Origin of the sequence: Rhodococcus sp. LB1, from assembly GCF_001583455.1 — a bacterium.
Lineage (GTDB): Bacteria > Actinomycetota > Actinomycetes > Mycobacteriales > Mycobacteriaceae > Rhodococcus_F > Rhodococcus_F opacus.
Genome location: NZ_LTCZ01000249.1, coordinates 1 through 14,200, shown reverse-complemented (window position 1 = coordinate 14,200; position 14,200 = coordinate 1). Strand labels below are relative to the sequence as shown.

Annotated in this window: 13 protein-coding genes and 1 pseudogene; 4 read left to right on the top strand and 10 right to left on the bottom strand. The window is 66.2% G+C overall.

Annotation, left to right across the window (positions count from 1 at the left end):
- Positions 1 to 249: 249 nt before the first annotated feature.
- Together AZG88_RS28270 and AZG88_RS28265 are read left to right on the top strand one after the other, a co-directional pair.
- Positions 250 to 699, top strand: coding sequence for a hypothetical protein (locus AZG88_RS28270; RefSeq protein ID WP_061699803.1), 450 nt, complete (start codon positions 250 to 252; stop codon positions 697 to 699).
- Positions 689 to 1,501, top strand: a complete 813-nt coding sequence (locus AZG88_RS28265; RefSeq protein ID WP_231914233.1) for a zeta toxin family protein — start codon at positions 689 to 691, stop codon at positions 1,499 to 1,501. Before AZG88_RS28270 ends, AZG88_RS28265 begins: the two co-directional genes overlap by 11 nt.
- 162 nt (positions 1,502 to 1,663) lie before the next feature.
- On the opposite strand, the gene AZG88_RS28260 is transcribed toward AZG88_RS28265, so the two are convergent.
- The 7 genes and pseudogenes from AZG88_RS28260 to AZG88_RS28230 form a co-directional block, all read right to left on the bottom strand.
- Positions 1,664 to 1,945: a DUF4193 domain-containing protein gene (locus tag AZG88_RS28260; protein ID WP_061699805.1), complete on the bottom strand. Its 282-nt coding sequence runs from the start codon at positions 1,943 to 1,945 to the stop codon at positions 1,664 to 1,666.
- A 5-nt stretch (positions 1,946 to 1,950) separates the two neighbouring features.
- A complete protein-coding gene (locus AZG88_RS28255; RefSeq protein ID WP_061699801.1) occupies positions 1,951 to 3,048 on the bottom strand; it encodes a C45 family autoproteolytic acyltransferase/hydolase in 1,098 nt (365 codons plus the stop codon).
- Positions 3,049 to 3,210: 162 nt separating this feature from the next.
- Positions 3,211 to 4,418 (bottom strand): annotated as a pseudogene (locus AZG88_RS28250) (acetyl-CoA C-acetyltransferase).
- A gap of 13 nt (positions 4,419 to 4,431) precedes the next feature.
- A complete protein-coding gene (locus AZG88_RS28245) occupies positions 4,432 to 5,259 on the bottom strand; it encodes a 3-hydroxybutyryl-CoA dehydrogenase (RefSeq protein ID WP_269455078.1) in 828 nt (275 codons plus the stop codon).
- A gap of 28 nt (positions 5,260 to 5,287) precedes the next feature.
- Entirely contained in the window at positions 5,288 to 6,088 is an 801-nt protein-coding gene (locus AZG88_RS28240) for a crotonase/enoyl-CoA hydratase family protein (RefSeq protein WP_061699799.1), read from the bottom strand.
- On the bottom strand, positions 6,085 to 8,268 hold the full coding sequence (locus tag AZG88_RS28235; RefSeq protein WP_061699798.1) for an acetate--CoA ligase family protein: 2,184 nt from the start codon (positions 8,266 to 8,268) through the stop codon (positions 6,085 to 6,087). Before AZG88_RS28235 ends, AZG88_RS28240 begins: the two co-directional genes overlap by 4 nt.
- Before the next feature lie 2 nt (positions 8,269 to 8,270).
- On the bottom strand, positions 8,271 to 9,044 hold the full coding sequence (locus AZG88_RS28230; protein WP_061699797.1) for an enoyl-CoA hydratase/isomerase family protein: 774 nt from the start codon (positions 9,042 to 9,044) through the stop codon (positions 8,271 to 8,273).
- Positions 9,045 to 9,570: 526 nt separating this feature from the next.
- Here AZG88_RS28230 and AZG88_RS28225 point away from each other — a divergent pair.
- Positions 9,571 to 10,953 carry an amino acid permease gene (locus tag AZG88_RS28225; RefSeq protein ID WP_061699796.1) on the top strand — a complete coding sequence of 461 codons (1,383 nt, stop codon included), beginning with the start codon at positions 9,571 to 9,573 and terminating at the stop codon, positions 10,951 to 10,953.
- Positions 10,954 to 11,150: 197 nt separating this feature from the next.
- Here AZG88_RS28225 and AZG88_RS28220 read toward each other — a convergent pair whose 3' ends face one another.
- The 3 genes from AZG88_RS28220 to AZG88_RS28215 form a co-directional block, all read right to left on the bottom strand.
- The gene (locus AZG88_RS28220) at positions 11,151 to 12,056 is read right to left on the bottom strand and encodes a MurR/RpiR family transcriptional regulator (protein WP_061699795.1); all 906 of its coding nucleotides are present in this window, start codon (positions 12,054 to 12,056) and stop codon (positions 11,151 to 11,153) included.
- 119 nt (positions 12,057 to 12,175) lie between these two features.
- Positions 12,176 to 12,340 carry a hypothetical protein gene (locus AZG88_RS54330; protein WP_156517645.1) on the bottom strand — a complete coding sequence of 55 codons (165 nt, stop codon included), beginning with the start codon at positions 12,338 to 12,340 and terminating at the stop codon, positions 12,176 to 12,178.
- Positions 12,341 to 12,374: 34 nt separating this feature from the next.
- Positions 12,375 to 12,923 carry a CGNR zinc finger domain-containing protein gene (locus tag AZG88_RS28215; protein ID WP_082833504.1) on the bottom strand — a complete coding sequence of 183 codons (549 nt, stop codon included), beginning with the start codon at positions 12,921 to 12,923 and terminating at the stop codon, positions 12,375 to 12,377.
- 83 nt (positions 12,924 to 13,006) lie between these two features.
- Here AZG88_RS28215 and AZG88_RS28210 point away from each other — a divergent pair, with 83 nt between their 5' ends.
- Positions 13,007 to 13,972, top strand: a complete 966-nt coding sequence (locus AZG88_RS28210; protein ID WP_197487953.1) for an EamA family transporter — start codon at positions 13,007 to 13,009, stop codon at positions 13,970 to 13,972.
- Positions 13,973 to 14,200: the final 228 nt, after the last annotated feature.

Genomic DNA, 14,200 nt, shown 5'->3' with positions numbered 1-14,200 from the left:
CGTCCTTGATCGTGTAGACGTGTCGGGTGGTTCGTGCACTCACACCATCGACGTTAAGAACTTCAAGTACTTGAAGTCAAAGGTCAGATGAGTCACACCCGTGGTCCCCGGGCCCCGGCAGATCAGTGGGCTTGCGGGGGATTGGCGTACTCGATAGGCGCCTCCACTTCCCGCCGGCGTGACCTTCCGCCGGGTGACCCTCGTAGCAGTGATACAATTTTGTATAACTGCAGTTGGAGGTGGTGCACGATGGCGTTGACTGGTGATGTGGAGCGGGATCTGCGGGCGATCCCGGCGGAGAAGGAACTGCTGCAGATCAAGTTGCTGCGTGCGGTGGCGCACGCGACGGACAATCAGGTGCCGCAGCGGGTGATCGCGAAGAACCTGGCCGTCACCCAACCGGAGGTCAGCCGGATCGTGAAGAAGCTCCGGTTGAACCCGACCGCCCGGGACCGCTCCCCGCGGGAGGTGCTGCTCGAGCATGCGGCGAAGCGGATCGATCACGAGCGGATGATGGCCGAACTGCTGGCGTGGGAGTACACCTTCGGGCACGTCCCGGGCGACGACCCGCTCGGGGAGAGCTATGTGCGGGGGACGTGGGATCAGATCGAACGCTCCCGCGACCTACTGAGTGACGACGACTACCGGGTGCTGCTCGCGGCCACAGCCGAACGGCGTGCGCAGGCGAATGCACTCTGACCCCGCCTCGATCCACCTGTTCAACCCGGTCGCCCGCCGCCGAACGCGGGACGCGATCGTCGACGCCTACCTGGCCGAGCAAACCGACGTCGGGATCGGCCGCCAGTTCCTGGCGCCCACGACCGCCGGCCCACCCGGGGTGGGCAAGTCATCGAGCATCGACCGCCGACACCTCGCCGGACAGGGATGGCGGGTACTCGACGCGGACAAGGTCAAGGACCATCTGCTCCGGGACGCCATCGAACAGGGCATCTACACCGACCTGCTGAACATCGACCTCGCCGACGGGCACCGCCTGATGCCCCGCGAACTCGCCACCCTCGTGCACACCGAATCGACGAAGCTCCTCGACACCATCACCGAGATCTGCCTGTCCCGCGGGGAGAACCTGGTCCTCGAGGGCACGTTCAGCTGGCCCGGCCTCGGCCCGCGGCTCATGCGCGACCTCGCCTACGCGGACTATGAGAAGTTCACCATCCTCGATGTGGAAGCACCCCAACACATCACCCGTGCCCGCGCTCTGACCCGGTGGTGGCGGGGCCGGCAGGAGGCGTTGCGTGGCGGCGACGGTTTCGGTGGCCGGTTCACCCCGGGATTCGTCATCGACCCCCTCTTCACCGGCAGCTCCGAGGAGACGGTGTGCGCGCGGAATGCCCGGGCGGCGTTCGATCATCCACTGTCCGCGGAGATCCCGACGGTCGAGCTGCTCGTCGAGCATGCCGATGGCGGTGATGGGACGTGGGTGAAGGAGAACGGTGTCGTGGTCTACCCGCAGGTTCCGGCCGACCGACCCGAGCCCTGACCTTTCCGTCCGTGCCATGTGCCATCCGCCGGGATGTGAATCCGCAACGCCTCGGCCGCGGGCCCACGGGCGACGTGAAAGGCTTCTCCGCGTGCGCGATGACGACCGAATTCGGGAAGCCGGGATCCCGGAGATGCGAGGCACTCCGATTGATCGACGTTCTCAGGCGCAGTCCCGGCAGAGCAGCTGCTGAGGTTCGGCGAGGCGGCTGCGATGGTGGACCAGAAAGCAACTGGTGAATTCGTCCGACTGCTTGGGGATGACGCGGGCGGTGAATTCTTCACCGGAGAGGTCGGCGCCGGGCAGTTCGAAGGACTCGGCGGTGTCGGCGTCCTCGACGTCCACGGCGGGGGACTGGGTGTCTTTCCGGCTGGCGGTCAACTGTTCGAGCGAGGTGTGATGTGGAGTGCCGGCGTCGTGGTGCGGGGGTGGTGACGCCAGCAGTCCGGTTAGGACCTGCCGTGTGTGAAATCCTCCAACCGCAACGTTGTGCTGGATCCGCATGCGCTGTTGATGGAGATCGTCTTGTCGGTGAGGTTCGTGACGGTCGTGCACAGTGTTTGGAGTGGGTCGGAACCTGCGGCGGTGCGATGAACCCCGTCGGGGACGGGCGCTCCGCAGAGTATCCGTTTGAACCAGTTGACGTTCGGCTCTAGTACGGGGTCCAGGGTGTCGAGGGTCTTGCCCCGTCCCAAGCTCTCCTCTCGTTGCCCCAGATTGGCTGTTGCAGTGCCGGCGGGTGCCAGATCGGGTGGGTCGGGGATGAACCGGAGGTGATTGGTGTGCCATTCGAAGGCGCTCTCCGGCGCGAGTTCGCGGGCAGCGACTCGTCCGGCTGCTGATTCGACGATCGCAACCCGGCCTGTTGTGGTGTCGCCGATCGTGTAGGCGAAGCCGCCGGCGCTGGGGTGGGTGCGCAGGTAGTCGAGCGCGTGGTCGAAGTCGGTGCACTGTTGGAGGGCACGGGCGACGAAGTGGCGGCCCGGTGCGGCGATGGGCGTGGTGACCTGGATGTGGTTGATTCCCCAGACCAGTCCGGCGCCGGTGGCGGCGATGGTGTTGGCCGGCAGGAACCCGGGATACCACTGCACCGTTACGGGCATGTCGCCGTCGATCCGTAGAGTCAGGAACATGAAGTGCCCGTTGAGGGCTGGGGCGCCGTCTTCGTTATGTGCGACGAAGGAGCGAGATCCACGCCAGGCGAGGTCGGTGCAGCCGGTGCCGTCGTCGACGCCGATGTCGCCGCGCAAATTGGCGAGCAGCAGATCACGGTAGTCGAGGCCTGCACCGGACGCGAGGGCGCGAAGTTCCTCGGCGTAGTGGGGGTAGGTCTGCTCGGTCGCCGCGCTCACATCGGTCAGGATGCGGTGGCCGACTCCGCTGCGGGTGAAGGACTTCAGGCCCTCGCGTTCCGGCAGTTCGTTCTGGACTGAAGTGATCGCCTCGAGGGTGTACTCGCCGAGCAGGCTGAACGCGGCTGTGCGCTCGCCGGAGATCACCAACCACTTCAGGCCAGCGACGGTGCTTTCGTCGATGTGGGCGTTCATTGCGGTACCTCCGCGGAAATCGTGGGCTGATATCGAGAGTGCCGAAAGTCGAGGATGGGGATCAGGACGGCGATGCCCGACCTGGTTGTTGCAGGCCGGGCAGTTGGTCCGTGCCGTCTGCGCCGCCCGGTCGGGGTTGCACAGACATTCGTGTGGTTCCGGTCAGGATCCAGGGACGCGGAGAAGCAGAGCGCTTCCTTGGCCGCCGCCTCCGCAGAGCGCGGCGGCGCCGATTCCGCCGCCGCGGCGGCGGAGTTCGTGGGCCAGATGCAAGGTGATGCGAGCACCGGACATGCCGAGCGGGTGGCCGATAGCGATGGCTCCGCCGTTGACGTTGACCTTGGCCTCGTCGAGCCCGAGTTCGCGGGTCGAGGTGATCCCGACCGCGGCGAACGCCTCGTTGATCTCGACCAGGTCGAGCGATTCGGGACTGACGCCGTCGCGGGCGCAGGCCGTGGTGATGGCGTGGGCGGGTTGGCGTTGCAGGGTCGAGTCCGGACCGGCGACGATGCCGTGGGCGCCGATCTCCGCCAACCACGTGATGCCGAGTTGACGGGCCCGGGCTTTGCTCATCACCACGACGGCGGCGGCACCGTCGGAGATCTGGGACGCCGATCCGGCGGTGATGGTGCCGTCGGCGCCGAACGCCGGCCGCAAGCCGGCCAGCGATTCGGCGGTGGTGTCGGCCCGGATGCCTTCATCTTTCGAGAAAGTGAGGGGGTCTCCCTTGCGTTGCGGGATCGACACCGCCACGACTTCGTCGTCGAAGAGCCCGTTCTTCCACGCCGCCGCGGCGCGCTGGTGGGATGCGGCGGCAAACGCGTCCTGCTCGGCTCGGGTGACCGGCTGCGGCTCGATGGCGTTGTGCTGGTCGGTTAGCGCGCCCATGGCCTGGTCGGTGAACACGTCGTGCAATCCGTCGTACGCGAGGTGATCTCGCAGCGTCACGTCGCCGTATTTGTATCCGGTTCGGCTGTGTTCGAGCAGGTGCGGTGCCTGCGACATCGACTCCTGGCCGCCGGCGACAACGATCTCGGCTTCGCCGGCGCGGATGAGCTGGTCGGCGAGCGCGATCGCGTCGATACCCGATAGGCACACTTTGTTGACGGTCAAGGCGGGAACCGACATCGGGATCCCCCCGGCGACCGCGGCCTGGCGTGCGGGGATCTGACCGGCACCGGCGGTGAGGACCTGGCCCATGATGACGTAATCCACCAGATCGCCGGAGATTCCGGTCTTGTCGAGTGCGCCGGCGATGGCGATGCCGCCGAGGGCGGCCCGGAGAAATCCTTCAGCGTTCCCTGCAGCCGCCCGACCGGGGTGCGGGCGCCGGCAACGATGACCGACGAGGTGTGCGAGGTTGAGGTCATGTCGGTGTCCCTTTTACCTGGTGTACTGGTAGAAGCCGTGGCCGCTCTTGCGGCCGAGGATGCCGGCGTCGCACATCCGGCGCAGTGCCGGTGGGGCGGCGAGGTGCGGTTCTTTGAACTCGGCGTAGAGGGCGTCGGCGATGGCCACGGTGGTATCGATGCCGATCAGGTCGATCAGCTGGAGCGGTCCGAGTGGGTGGGCGCAGCCGTCGACCATGCCTTGGTCGATGTCCTCGGCGGTGGCGACTCCGGTGTCGTACATGCGCACCGCGGAGAGCAGGTATGGGATCAGCAGTGCGTTGACGACGAATCCGGCCTGGTCCTTTGCGTGGATGACGCGCTTGCCGAGGACCTCCGTTGCGAAATGGGCTGCCGCATCGGTGGTCTCGGATGCGGTCAGCATGCTGGGGACGAGTTCGACCAGTGGCAGGATCGGAACCGGGTTGAAGAAGTGCACACCGATGACCTTCTCCGGTCGGGTTGTCGCCGCCGCGATCCGTGCGACCGGTATCGACGAGGTGTTGGTGGCGAGCAGCGCGTCGGGTCGGGCGATGGAATCGAGCCGGGCGAACAGATCGAGTTTGATGTCCTCGATTTCCGGAACGGCCTCGATGATTACCGTCTGCTCGTCGAGGACGGACAGTTCCGGTGCCGCGCTGATCCGGGACAGTGACGCGCGGGCGTCGTTCTCGGAGAGTTTCCCGGACGAGACCGCGCGGCTGAGGGATTCGTCGATTCGGGGCAGCACGGCCTCGGCCGCGGCGACGTCGATGACGGTGACCTCACAGCCGGCGCGGGCGGCGGTCTCGGCGATTCCCGATCCCATGATGCCGCCGCCGATGACCCGACCCGAACCGGGGCGGTGGCGCTCATCGGCCGCTGAACTGTGGGGTGCGCCGCTCGAGCATGGCCCCGACAGCCTCGTGATGGTCTTCGGTGTGGTGCGCGACCGCCTGCATGGCCGCGGACAGTTCCAGGATGCTCTCGAGGCTTTGGTGCTGACCTTCGCGGAGCAGCCGCTTGGTCATTCGCAGCACGTGGGGCGGGTTGGCTGCCACCCGGTCGGCCAGTTGGTGGGCGCTCGCCAGGAGCTGGTCGAGCTCGACGACCGCGGAGACCATGCCCCATTCGAGTGCTGTCTGCGCGCTGATCGCCTCGCCGGTGAACGCCATCTCGCTTGCCCGGGCCATGCCGATGGCGCGGGGCAGCAGCCAGGCACCACCGTCACCGGGGATGATGCCGACCTTGACGAAGCTTTCGGCGAACTTCGCGGTGTTGGAGGCGATCCGCAGGTCGCACATCATCGCGAGGTCGCAGCCGGCGCCGATCGCGGGCCCGTTCACGGCGGCGATCGTCGGGATCTCGCAGTGGTACAGCGCCTTGGGGATGCGTTGGATGCCGTGCCGGTAGCCCTGGCGCAGTTCGGCCGGGGACCCGCCGAACATGCCTTCCTTGTCGCGCATGTGCTTGACGTTGCCGCCGGAGGAGAAGGCGGAGCCGGCGCCGGTGAGGATCGCCACCCGTACGCTCGGGTCGCGGTTGACCGCGGTGACGGCGTCCTCGAGTGCCTCGATGGTGTCGGCTTCGGAGATGGGGTTGCGGGCCTCGGGGTTGTTGAGCGTCCAGACGACGGTGTCGCCGACGCGATCGATCAGAAGGGGGTCGCTCATGCGTGTGCTCCAGAGATGTTGTCGGACAGGATGATCCTTACGTCCACGGGGACGATGCCGGTGTCCGATGCGATGACAGGGTTGAGGTCGAGTTCGCCGATTTCCGGGTGCGCGGCGACGATGTCTCCGACGCGGACGAGGAACCGAGCCAGCGCTGCCCGATCGATCACCGGGAGGTGGCGGTAACCGTCGAGCATGCGGGAGGCGATGGTCTCGTCGATCATCTCGTGGGCCTCGAGTTCGGTGAACGGTGCCGCACGGAAGGTGACGTCTTCGAGCGCTTCGACCATGACTCCACCGCTGCCGAAGGCCACCACCGGGCCGAAGATCGGGTCGCGGGTGGCGCCGACGAGCAGTTCGATGCCCGTATCGGCCATCGGGGTGACGACGATGCCGTCGATTGCCGCGCCGGGGACGTTGCGGGTGATCGCGCCGATGATCGCCTGGGCGTTCTCCGCGGCGGTGGCTTCGACTACGTTCAGTTTCACCCCGCCGACGTCGGACTTGTGGATGACCTGCGGCGACACGATCTTCAGTGCACACGGCCGCCCATATCCGGTGACCGCGGCGACGACCTCGTCGACTGTGCGGGCGAAGGTCCATCCGCCGATGTCGACGCCGGCGTCCTCGACGAGAGCGCGGGCGGTGGGCTCGTCCAGGATTCCGGCTCCGTCCGCGGCACGCGAAGTGGGGGCGGGCAGGGCGAGGGGCGAGCGCTGCGCCGCGGTCGCCAGGCGGTGCCCGCGCCGGTCGAGGGCGGCGACGACGCGGACGGCGTGGTCGATGGAGTTGATCACCGCCACCCCACCGGCCCGCAGGCGGTCGTGGTTGGAGACGGTGTCACCGGCGTAGCAGCTCTGCACCAGCAGCGGCACCCCATGCGAGGCCGTCAGTTCGAGGAGCCGGTCGGCGGTGGCATCCTCGGTGTCTCTCAGGCTGGCGTCGAAACGCAGGTGGTAGCCGCCGTACAGGCCCACGATCAGCACCAATCCGACCGCCGGATCCCTCATGAGGACGTCGACCGCGTCGGCGAATACCGCGGGATCGGCGTCGGTGGCCCCGGCCACGTCGACGGGGTTGACCACCGACGCCGGCCCGCCGAGCAGCTCCCGCAGGACCTGCTGGGTCTGATCACTGATCTGCGCGAGTTCGATACCGCGGGCGGTCAGTGCATCGGCGGCCAAGGTGGCGTGGCCGCCGCCGTCGGAGAGGATGGCGACCTTGCGGCCGGGAGCGATCGGGGCGGTGGTGGCCAATGCGCCGGCGACAACGGCCAATTCGTCGGAGCGGTCCACCAGTTCGACACCTGCCTGACGCAGCACCGCGGTGGCGACGGCGTCGGAGCCGGCGATCGACCCGGTGTGCGAGAGGGCGGTGCGCTGGCCGATTTCGGAGCGTCCACCGCGCAGAACTACTACCGGCTTGTCCTGCACCGCGCGCGTGGCGGCCTGCAGGAACGCCCGCCCGTCGGCGAAACCCTCCGAGTGGATGGCGACGGCACCGGTGCCGCTGTGGCGGGCGAGTTCGGTGACGCATTCGTCGTATCGGACGTCGGCCTGGTTACCGAGTCCGACGTAGGCGTGGAAGCCGGGGCCCTTCAATGCGCGGTTGTCGTTGACCAGGGATAACAGCATGTTTCCGCTCTGGGTGACCACGCTGATCGGGCCCTTGGGCACGTCCTGCAGCCCGACCAGGTTCGCGCCGGTGGAGACGTTGAGCATTCCGGAGGTGTTCGGTCCGATGACTCGCACGCCGGTCTCGGCGATCGCCTCGGCCAGGGCGGCGTCGAGGTCGGCGCCGGAGTCCCCGGTTTCCTTGAATCCGTTGGCCAGCACGACCGCTCCGGCGATTCCGACTGCCGCGCAGCGGCGCAGGGCGTCAGGTACCGCGGCGCCGGGCAGGGCGATGAGGGCGACGTCGATGCCGTAGGGCAGTTGGTCGATCGAGGGGACGACTTCGAGACCGAGGATCTCGGTGGCCTTCGGGTTGACGGGGTGCACCGGGTGCTCGTACCCGGCCTGCTGCAGGGCGCGGACGGCCTGGTAGCCGCGTTTGGTCGGGCTGGTGGACGCGCCGACGATCGCGATGGAACGGGGGTCGAAGAGGCGCTCGAGCGGGGTGCGGGTCGGTGTCGGGGGAGCGGCGACCGCGGCAGGGGCGGGCTGTGCCATGGTTGTCATCTCTACTTTCCCTTGAATATCGGGGTGCGGCGCTCGCCGAAGGCGGCCACGCCTTCGGCCCAATCCTGTGTGCCCATCAGTGCGAGCAGTTCCTGCGGTTCGGTGTCGAGCACGACGTCGAGGGGATCGTTGCGCCGGAGGGCGGCCTTCATCCGAGCAAGGGACAGCGGCGCTTTCGCGGCGAGGGTGTCGGCTAGGTTGTGCGCCGCGTCGAGTAGCGCATCGGCCGGAACGGCGGAGTGCGCCAGACCCCAGTCGAGGGCCTGGCTGCCGGTGAAGCGTTCACCGATGATCAGCATGTCGGTGGCCCGCCGCAGCCCGACCAACCGCGGCAGCCGGTTGGTGACGCCGCCGCCGACGAAGGTGCCGATGCTGACCTCGGGGAAGCCCATCTGCGCGTCCTCCGCGATGACGAGGAAGTCGGCGCTGACGGCCATCTCCGCACCGGCGCCGAGGGCGTAGCCGTTGACCGCGGCTACCACCGGGGTGTCCATCGTCTGGATCTGCTCGCATACCTTCTGGGCGAGGTCGAGGTAGTGCGCCTGGTCCGTCCGGCTGCGGGTCCCCGACTTGTGGGCCTTCAGGTCCGCGCCGACGCAGAACGCGCGCCCGGTGCCGGTGAGGACGACCGCGCGCACGTCCGGGTCGGTGTCCGCCACGACCAGTTCGTCGATCAGCGTCTGGTACAGCTCCTCGCTCACCGCGTTGAGGCGGTCGGGCCGGTTCAATGCCAGGGTCGCGGTCGAACCCGATCGGGTTACCAGGGCGGTCGTCATCGTTTCACGTCGCTTTCTTCTCGATCTGTAATACGTTGTCCCGCTGCCGGTGTGGCCACTGGGTCGGGAGGCTCCCATTGCGGGGCGCTGCCCGACGATCCCGCGCTGGCGATGTCGTCCGAGCGCGTCGATCGGGACCTCATGTGATCCATACAACAGCATCATCGCCGTCAATGCAAGTATATTTGCAAAGGGGACTGATTACGCAATTTTAATCGCGTTTCGTGCAGGGGTGGCCGTGTCGGCCGTGCCCGGTGAGGGCATTTTTGGTTGCGGTGAGAATGCCGCCTCCGTCCAGGTATGGATTTCGGCAGATTCTGGCGCGCCAATCTGTGGCATCTATCCAGTTAGAAGCGACTTTTCGTCCAGACGATCAATATTTGCAGAGTGTCAGTGCTATGCAAACAAACTTGCATCCGGCTTCGATGACGTGTTTCATGGCTGACACGCAGTTACCTGGGTCACATCCCCGCGTTTCACGGAAGAAGGCATCGTGCCAACCTCGCTTTCCAGCACGGAAAATCTCATGCACTCCATCAACACTCGCCAGCTGACCATGATCGGCATCGGCGGCGTCATCGGCGCCGGCCTATTCGTCGGCAGCGGCAAGGCGATTTCGTCGGCCGGCCCGGGCATCGTCCTGGTCTATCTGTTCACCGGGCTCCTCATCATTCTGGTGATGCGGATGCTCGCCGAGCTGGCCACCGCAAGCCCAGAGACCGGTTCGTTCTCGACATACGCCTCCCGCGAACTCGGCTCGTGGGCTGGGCTGTCCGTCGGGTGGCTCTATGCATATCACTGGTGCGTGACCGTCGCCTTCGAGGCGATCGCCGGCGCCGCGATCGCGAACCAACTGATCCCCGTCGTGCCCACCTGGCTCTACGCACTGATTTTCATGACCGTGCTGACCGGGGTGAACCTGGCGGCGGTGACGTCCTTCGCTCGGTTCGAGTTCTGGTTCGCCATGATCAAGGTGACCGCGATCGCGCTGTTCATCGGCATCGGGATCGCCGCGATCTGCGGTCTGCTTCCGCATTTCGACTCTCCGGGCACCTCAAATCTTCTCGGCCACGGCGGGCTGTTCCCGAACGGCCTCACCCCGCTCCTGATTGCCACCTTGACAGTGTTCTTCTCCTACTTCGGCACCGAACTGGTTACCATCGCCGCAGGTGAGGCCAAGGATCCGGTCAAAGCTGTCCGACAGAGCATGCGTAGTGTCGCCTGGCGCATCCTGATCTTCTACGTCGGCTCCATCCTGGTGGTCGTCACCCTGCTGCCCTGGGACACCACCGAGGTCACCAAGAGCCCCTACACCGCCGTGCTGAACCTCCTCGGCTTGCCCGGCGCGCAAACCATCATGAACCTGGTCGTGCTCACCGCGGTGCTGTCCTGCCTGAACTCGGGCATCTACTCCTCCTCCCGGATGCTCTTCTCGCTCGCCCGCCGCGGCGAAGCGCCCCGGGGGCTCGGACAGACCGGCAAGTCCGGCGTCCCCGTGAAAGCGGTACTCGCCGCCTCGAGCGCCGGATTCCTCGCCGTGATCGCGAACTACTTCCTGCCCACCGGCGCCGTATTCACATTCCTGCTCAGCTCCTCCGGTGCCGTCGCCGTGGTCGTATACCTGTGCATCTGCGCCACCCAAATCGTCGGCCGCCGCGACAAGACCGCGGAGGAGAAAGCCGCGCTACCGGTCAAGATGTGGGGCTTCCCCTACCTGTCGTACGTCGTTGGTGCAATTCTGCTGGCGATCGTCGGCGGAATGGCCTTCGTCCCGGCCACCCGAACCCCCCTGGTGCTGACCATGATCGTCACAGTCATGGCCGTGGCCGCGGGACTGATCCACCAGCGACGCACCGCCGCGACAGCCGCGACCGGCAGCGACGTCGGGGTGGCGGAATCACGCCAGTAGTAGCCCTCGCAGACTCGGGAAGTGGGGTGCACCATATCGGGTGCACCCCACTCGTCTCATGCGAACCAGGCGCGACTCGGCACACCAACTTGTTGTTGCGACCGAGGAATTTCTGCGCCCTGGCGCGCGCAGGATTTAGAACGAGGGGGCTGACTCGTTCGGCGTCGATATAGGCAGGCCGTGACCTTCTGTTGCCGTCAGCCTTTCGTAGCGTCGGTGGCGTACACGCTGAAGTTGCTCAGCAGCTTCTCCTCCTCGAGGAGGGTTTCGCGCACCCGATGTCCCAGAAGTTGCGCGACGCCGCCGGACATCGCCTGAGCCAGCGAGGTGAACGCTGTCATCGAGCGCAACACCGAGGCGCTCGACGCATCGATGTAGAAGGTGTCGTGCGCATACGCGGCGAGCGGGGAGCTGGCGTTGTCGGTGAAGGCGATGACGTGTGCCCCGCTGTGCCGCGCCCACTCGGCGGCGCGCACGGTATCGGCGCTGTAACGGTGAATCGACATCGCCACAAAGCTGTCGCCCTCGCGGACCCGACGCAAATCATCGGTCAGGGAACCGACGCTGGCGGTGACGATTTCGACATCCTCACGCAGCATGCGCAGCAGATACCCGAGCAGGTACGCCGGGGCGTGGCACTTGCGCAATCCCATGACATGCACGCGTGGGGACCGGGCGAGGTGCTCGACCGCCGAATCCCACGTCGCATCCTCGATCCGGGCGAAGGTGCGGGCGATGTTGGCCTGATCGAGGGCGACGGTCTGTTCGATCAGCCCGGCCCCTTCCGCCGCCATGTGCTCGAGGTTGTCGAAACGGCGCAGCAGCTGCGCCTGCTCTTGGAGACGCTCCCGGCACAGCCGCGTCAGCCCCGGATATCCCTTGAGCCCCAACCCGGTTGCGAACCGTACGACGGTGGCCTCATTGACCCCGACCGCGGCTGCGAGCTCCGAGATGGTCATGAACGCCACGGCCTCGGGGTCGGACATCACCCGCTCGGCGAGCTTCTTGTGTGACGGCGACAACGAGCCCTCGCGCTGCCGGATCTCGGTCAACAATTCATCGAAGGTCGCAGGACCCGCCGCCGGCTTGGTCTTCGTGGCCATGCGCCCTCGTCTCCTCTGAACTGTCAGGTGATCACTCTCAACCTAATCCAATCGTAATGCCTGCGAAATTGCATCGAGAATCATTTTGCAATTGTAATTGCAGTTCTTGGAAGTTGCTGTTACCGGGCGTGGGTGCACCACATCACCGACGAGAGGACGGTCAAGCTGCCAGCAACCTCGGTGTCGACCGCACAGTGGATCTCCTGTCCATAGCGCAGCCGTGACTTCGTCCGGGACAGCACCACCCTCTTCGCCACCTTGGGCATCACCACGGGGAAGGTCATTGGACTGTGTATACCGCGTCATTCGCCCGGGCTGTCAGGAAGAGGTTGCGCGGGAGCGGTAGGCGATCATGTTCACTCGGTTGCTGCAGCGCACGCTGCAGAAGCGTTTGGAGGCGTTGCGGCTGAGGTCGATCAGCAGGCCGGTGCAGTCCTCTGCTTCGCAGACCCGCAGCCGGTCGGTCTCGTTGGACCGGATCACATCGCTGAAGGCCATCGCCGCTTCGATCGTGATGCGCTCCGCGAGGGGTGCGTCCCGTGAGATCGCGTGGATGTGCCAGTCGAGTCCGTCGTGTCTTACCAACTGCGGCAGGGCTCGGGCCGCGGTGAGGGTGGCGTTGATCTCGTCGACCATCTCGGTTTGGGGCAGGCTCCACGACTTGCGTAGCCAGCTGCGTGCGCGCCGCACGTGCCGCAGTTCAGTGTCGTCGCGGTCGAACCGACCCGAGTATCCGTGGGTGTCGAGCAGGGCGGTGAGGGCGGCGGGATCCGGCAATCCGTCGCCACTGCGCGTCGCTCCAGGGTCGGTGTTGCCGAGGTCGACGAGGAACGCGAGATCGGCAACTGTGTCAGGGGCAAAATGCACTTTGACTCCTTATTTTCCGCCGATTAGCGTAATTAGTGTAAATCGTTTAGCCCCTTACGGCACGGAGGGTGGTGTCCATCGTCATGAGCAAGACCCCGGCAGGACTGGCGATCGCGGTCGTCGCCGCGTTCAGCTTCGGTACGTCCGGTGCCTTCGTGAAGCCGATGTTGGAGGCGGGGTGGAGCCCCGCGGCCGGCGTTACCGCCCGGGCGCTCGTCGGTGGTGTCATCCTGCTGCCGATTGCACTGTTGGCGGTGCGGGGCAACTGGTCCGGGGTCTGGCGGGCCCGCTGGCGCATCCTGGCGATGGGCCTGATCGGCGTCGCTGGATGTCAGCTGATGTACTTTGCCGCTATCGCGCGGATCCCTGTCTCCAGCGCCATTTTGGTTGAATACCTCGCCCCGCTGCTCTTGGTCGGGTTCGTCTGGGCGACCACCCGCCGGATGCCCAAGGTGGTCGTACTGATCGGCTCCGTGGTGTCGGTGGTCGGCCTCGCCATGGTGGTTTCGCCCGGGAAGGGTACGAGCCTCGACTCGCTCGGTCTGATCTTTGCTGGTCTCGCCGCGATCGGCTGCGCCATCTACTACGTGATCGTGGGTCATCCGAGCGACGACCTCCCGCCGGTTGCGTTGGCTGCGTTCGGGCTGTTGGTGGGTGGTACCGCTCTCGGACTCGTGGGCCTCGCGGGGGTAGTGCCCTTCGTCGCCACATTCGATACTGTGCCGGTGCTGGGATCTCCCGTGCCGTGGTGGGTTCCGCTCGCCCTCCTTGGTGTGATCGGCACTGCTCTTGCGTATTTCACTTCCATCACAGCCAGCGGGATGCTCGGCTCACGTTTGGCGTCCTTCGCGGGGCTGCTCGAGGTCGTCGCGGCCGCCGCGTACGCGTGGGTTCTGCTGGGGGAGGCAATGACGGTGCCGCAGCTGCTGGGGGCGCGCTCATCTTGGTGGGCATCGCCTTCGTTCGCCGCGAAAAGGCTGTCGCCGACGTCGTGTTGGAGCCTGGCAGCGATATCATCGAGCCCGCACCGGCAGAGTCGGCCGCGGTAGGCGATGCCGCTGAGACGGACCGGTCCCCAGGTTCCATGACGAGAAATGTCATTCACTCGTCGGCCACCGAGGAATGACAAGTCGTTAATTAACGCAGCCCATGCCGACCCCATCACGACGTCGACTTTCATGACCAGCTGTCTCTGGCACGGGATCGGATCGAGACGGATGGAGGAACCGCATGAGCGAGCAGCGTGGACGTGACTTCAAGGTCGCACCCTTCGGAGG

Bases quoted from the DNA above. Each gene is read 5' to 3' on its own strand.
- AZG88_RS28270 (WP_061699803.1), top strand. From the start codon at position 250: ATGGCGTTGACTGGTGATGTGGAGCGGGATCTGCGGGCGATCCCGGCG.
- AZG88_RS28265 (WP_231914233.1), top strand. From the start codon at position 689: ATGCACTCTGACCCCGCCTCGATCCACCTGTTCAACCCGGTCGCCCGC.
- AZG88_RS28255 (WP_061699801.1), bottom strand. From the start codon at position 3,048: ATGAACGCCCACATCGACGAAAGCACCGTCGCTGGCCTGAAGTGGTTG.
- AZG88_RS28240 (WP_061699799.1), bottom strand. From the start codon at position 6,088: ATGAGCGACCCCCTTCTGATCGATCGCGTCGGCGACACCGTCGTCTGG.
- AZG88_RS28235 (WP_061699798.1), bottom strand. From the start codon at position 8,268: ATGACAACCATGGCACAGCCCGCCCCTGCCGCGGTCGCCGCTCCCCCG.
- AZG88_RS28230 (WP_061699797.1), bottom strand. From the start codon at position 9,044: ATGACGACCGCCCTGGTAACCCGATCGGGTTCGACCGCGACCCTGGCA.
- AZG88_RS28225 (WP_061699796.1), top strand. From the start codon at position 9,571: ATGCACTCCATCAACACTCGCCAGCTGACCATGATCGGCATCGGCGGC.
- AZG88_RS28220 (WP_061699795.1), bottom strand. From the start codon at position 12,056: ATGGCCACGAAGACCAAGCCGGCGGCGGGTCCTGCGACCTTCGATGAA.
- AZG88_RS54330 (WP_156517645.1), bottom strand. From the start codon at position 12,340: ATGACCTTCCCCGTGGTGATGCCCAAGGTGGCGAAGAGGGTGGTGCTG.
- AZG88_RS28210 (WP_197487953.1), top strand. From the start codon at position 13,007: ATGAGCAAGACCCCGGCAGGACTGGCGATCGCGGTCGTCGCCGCGTTC.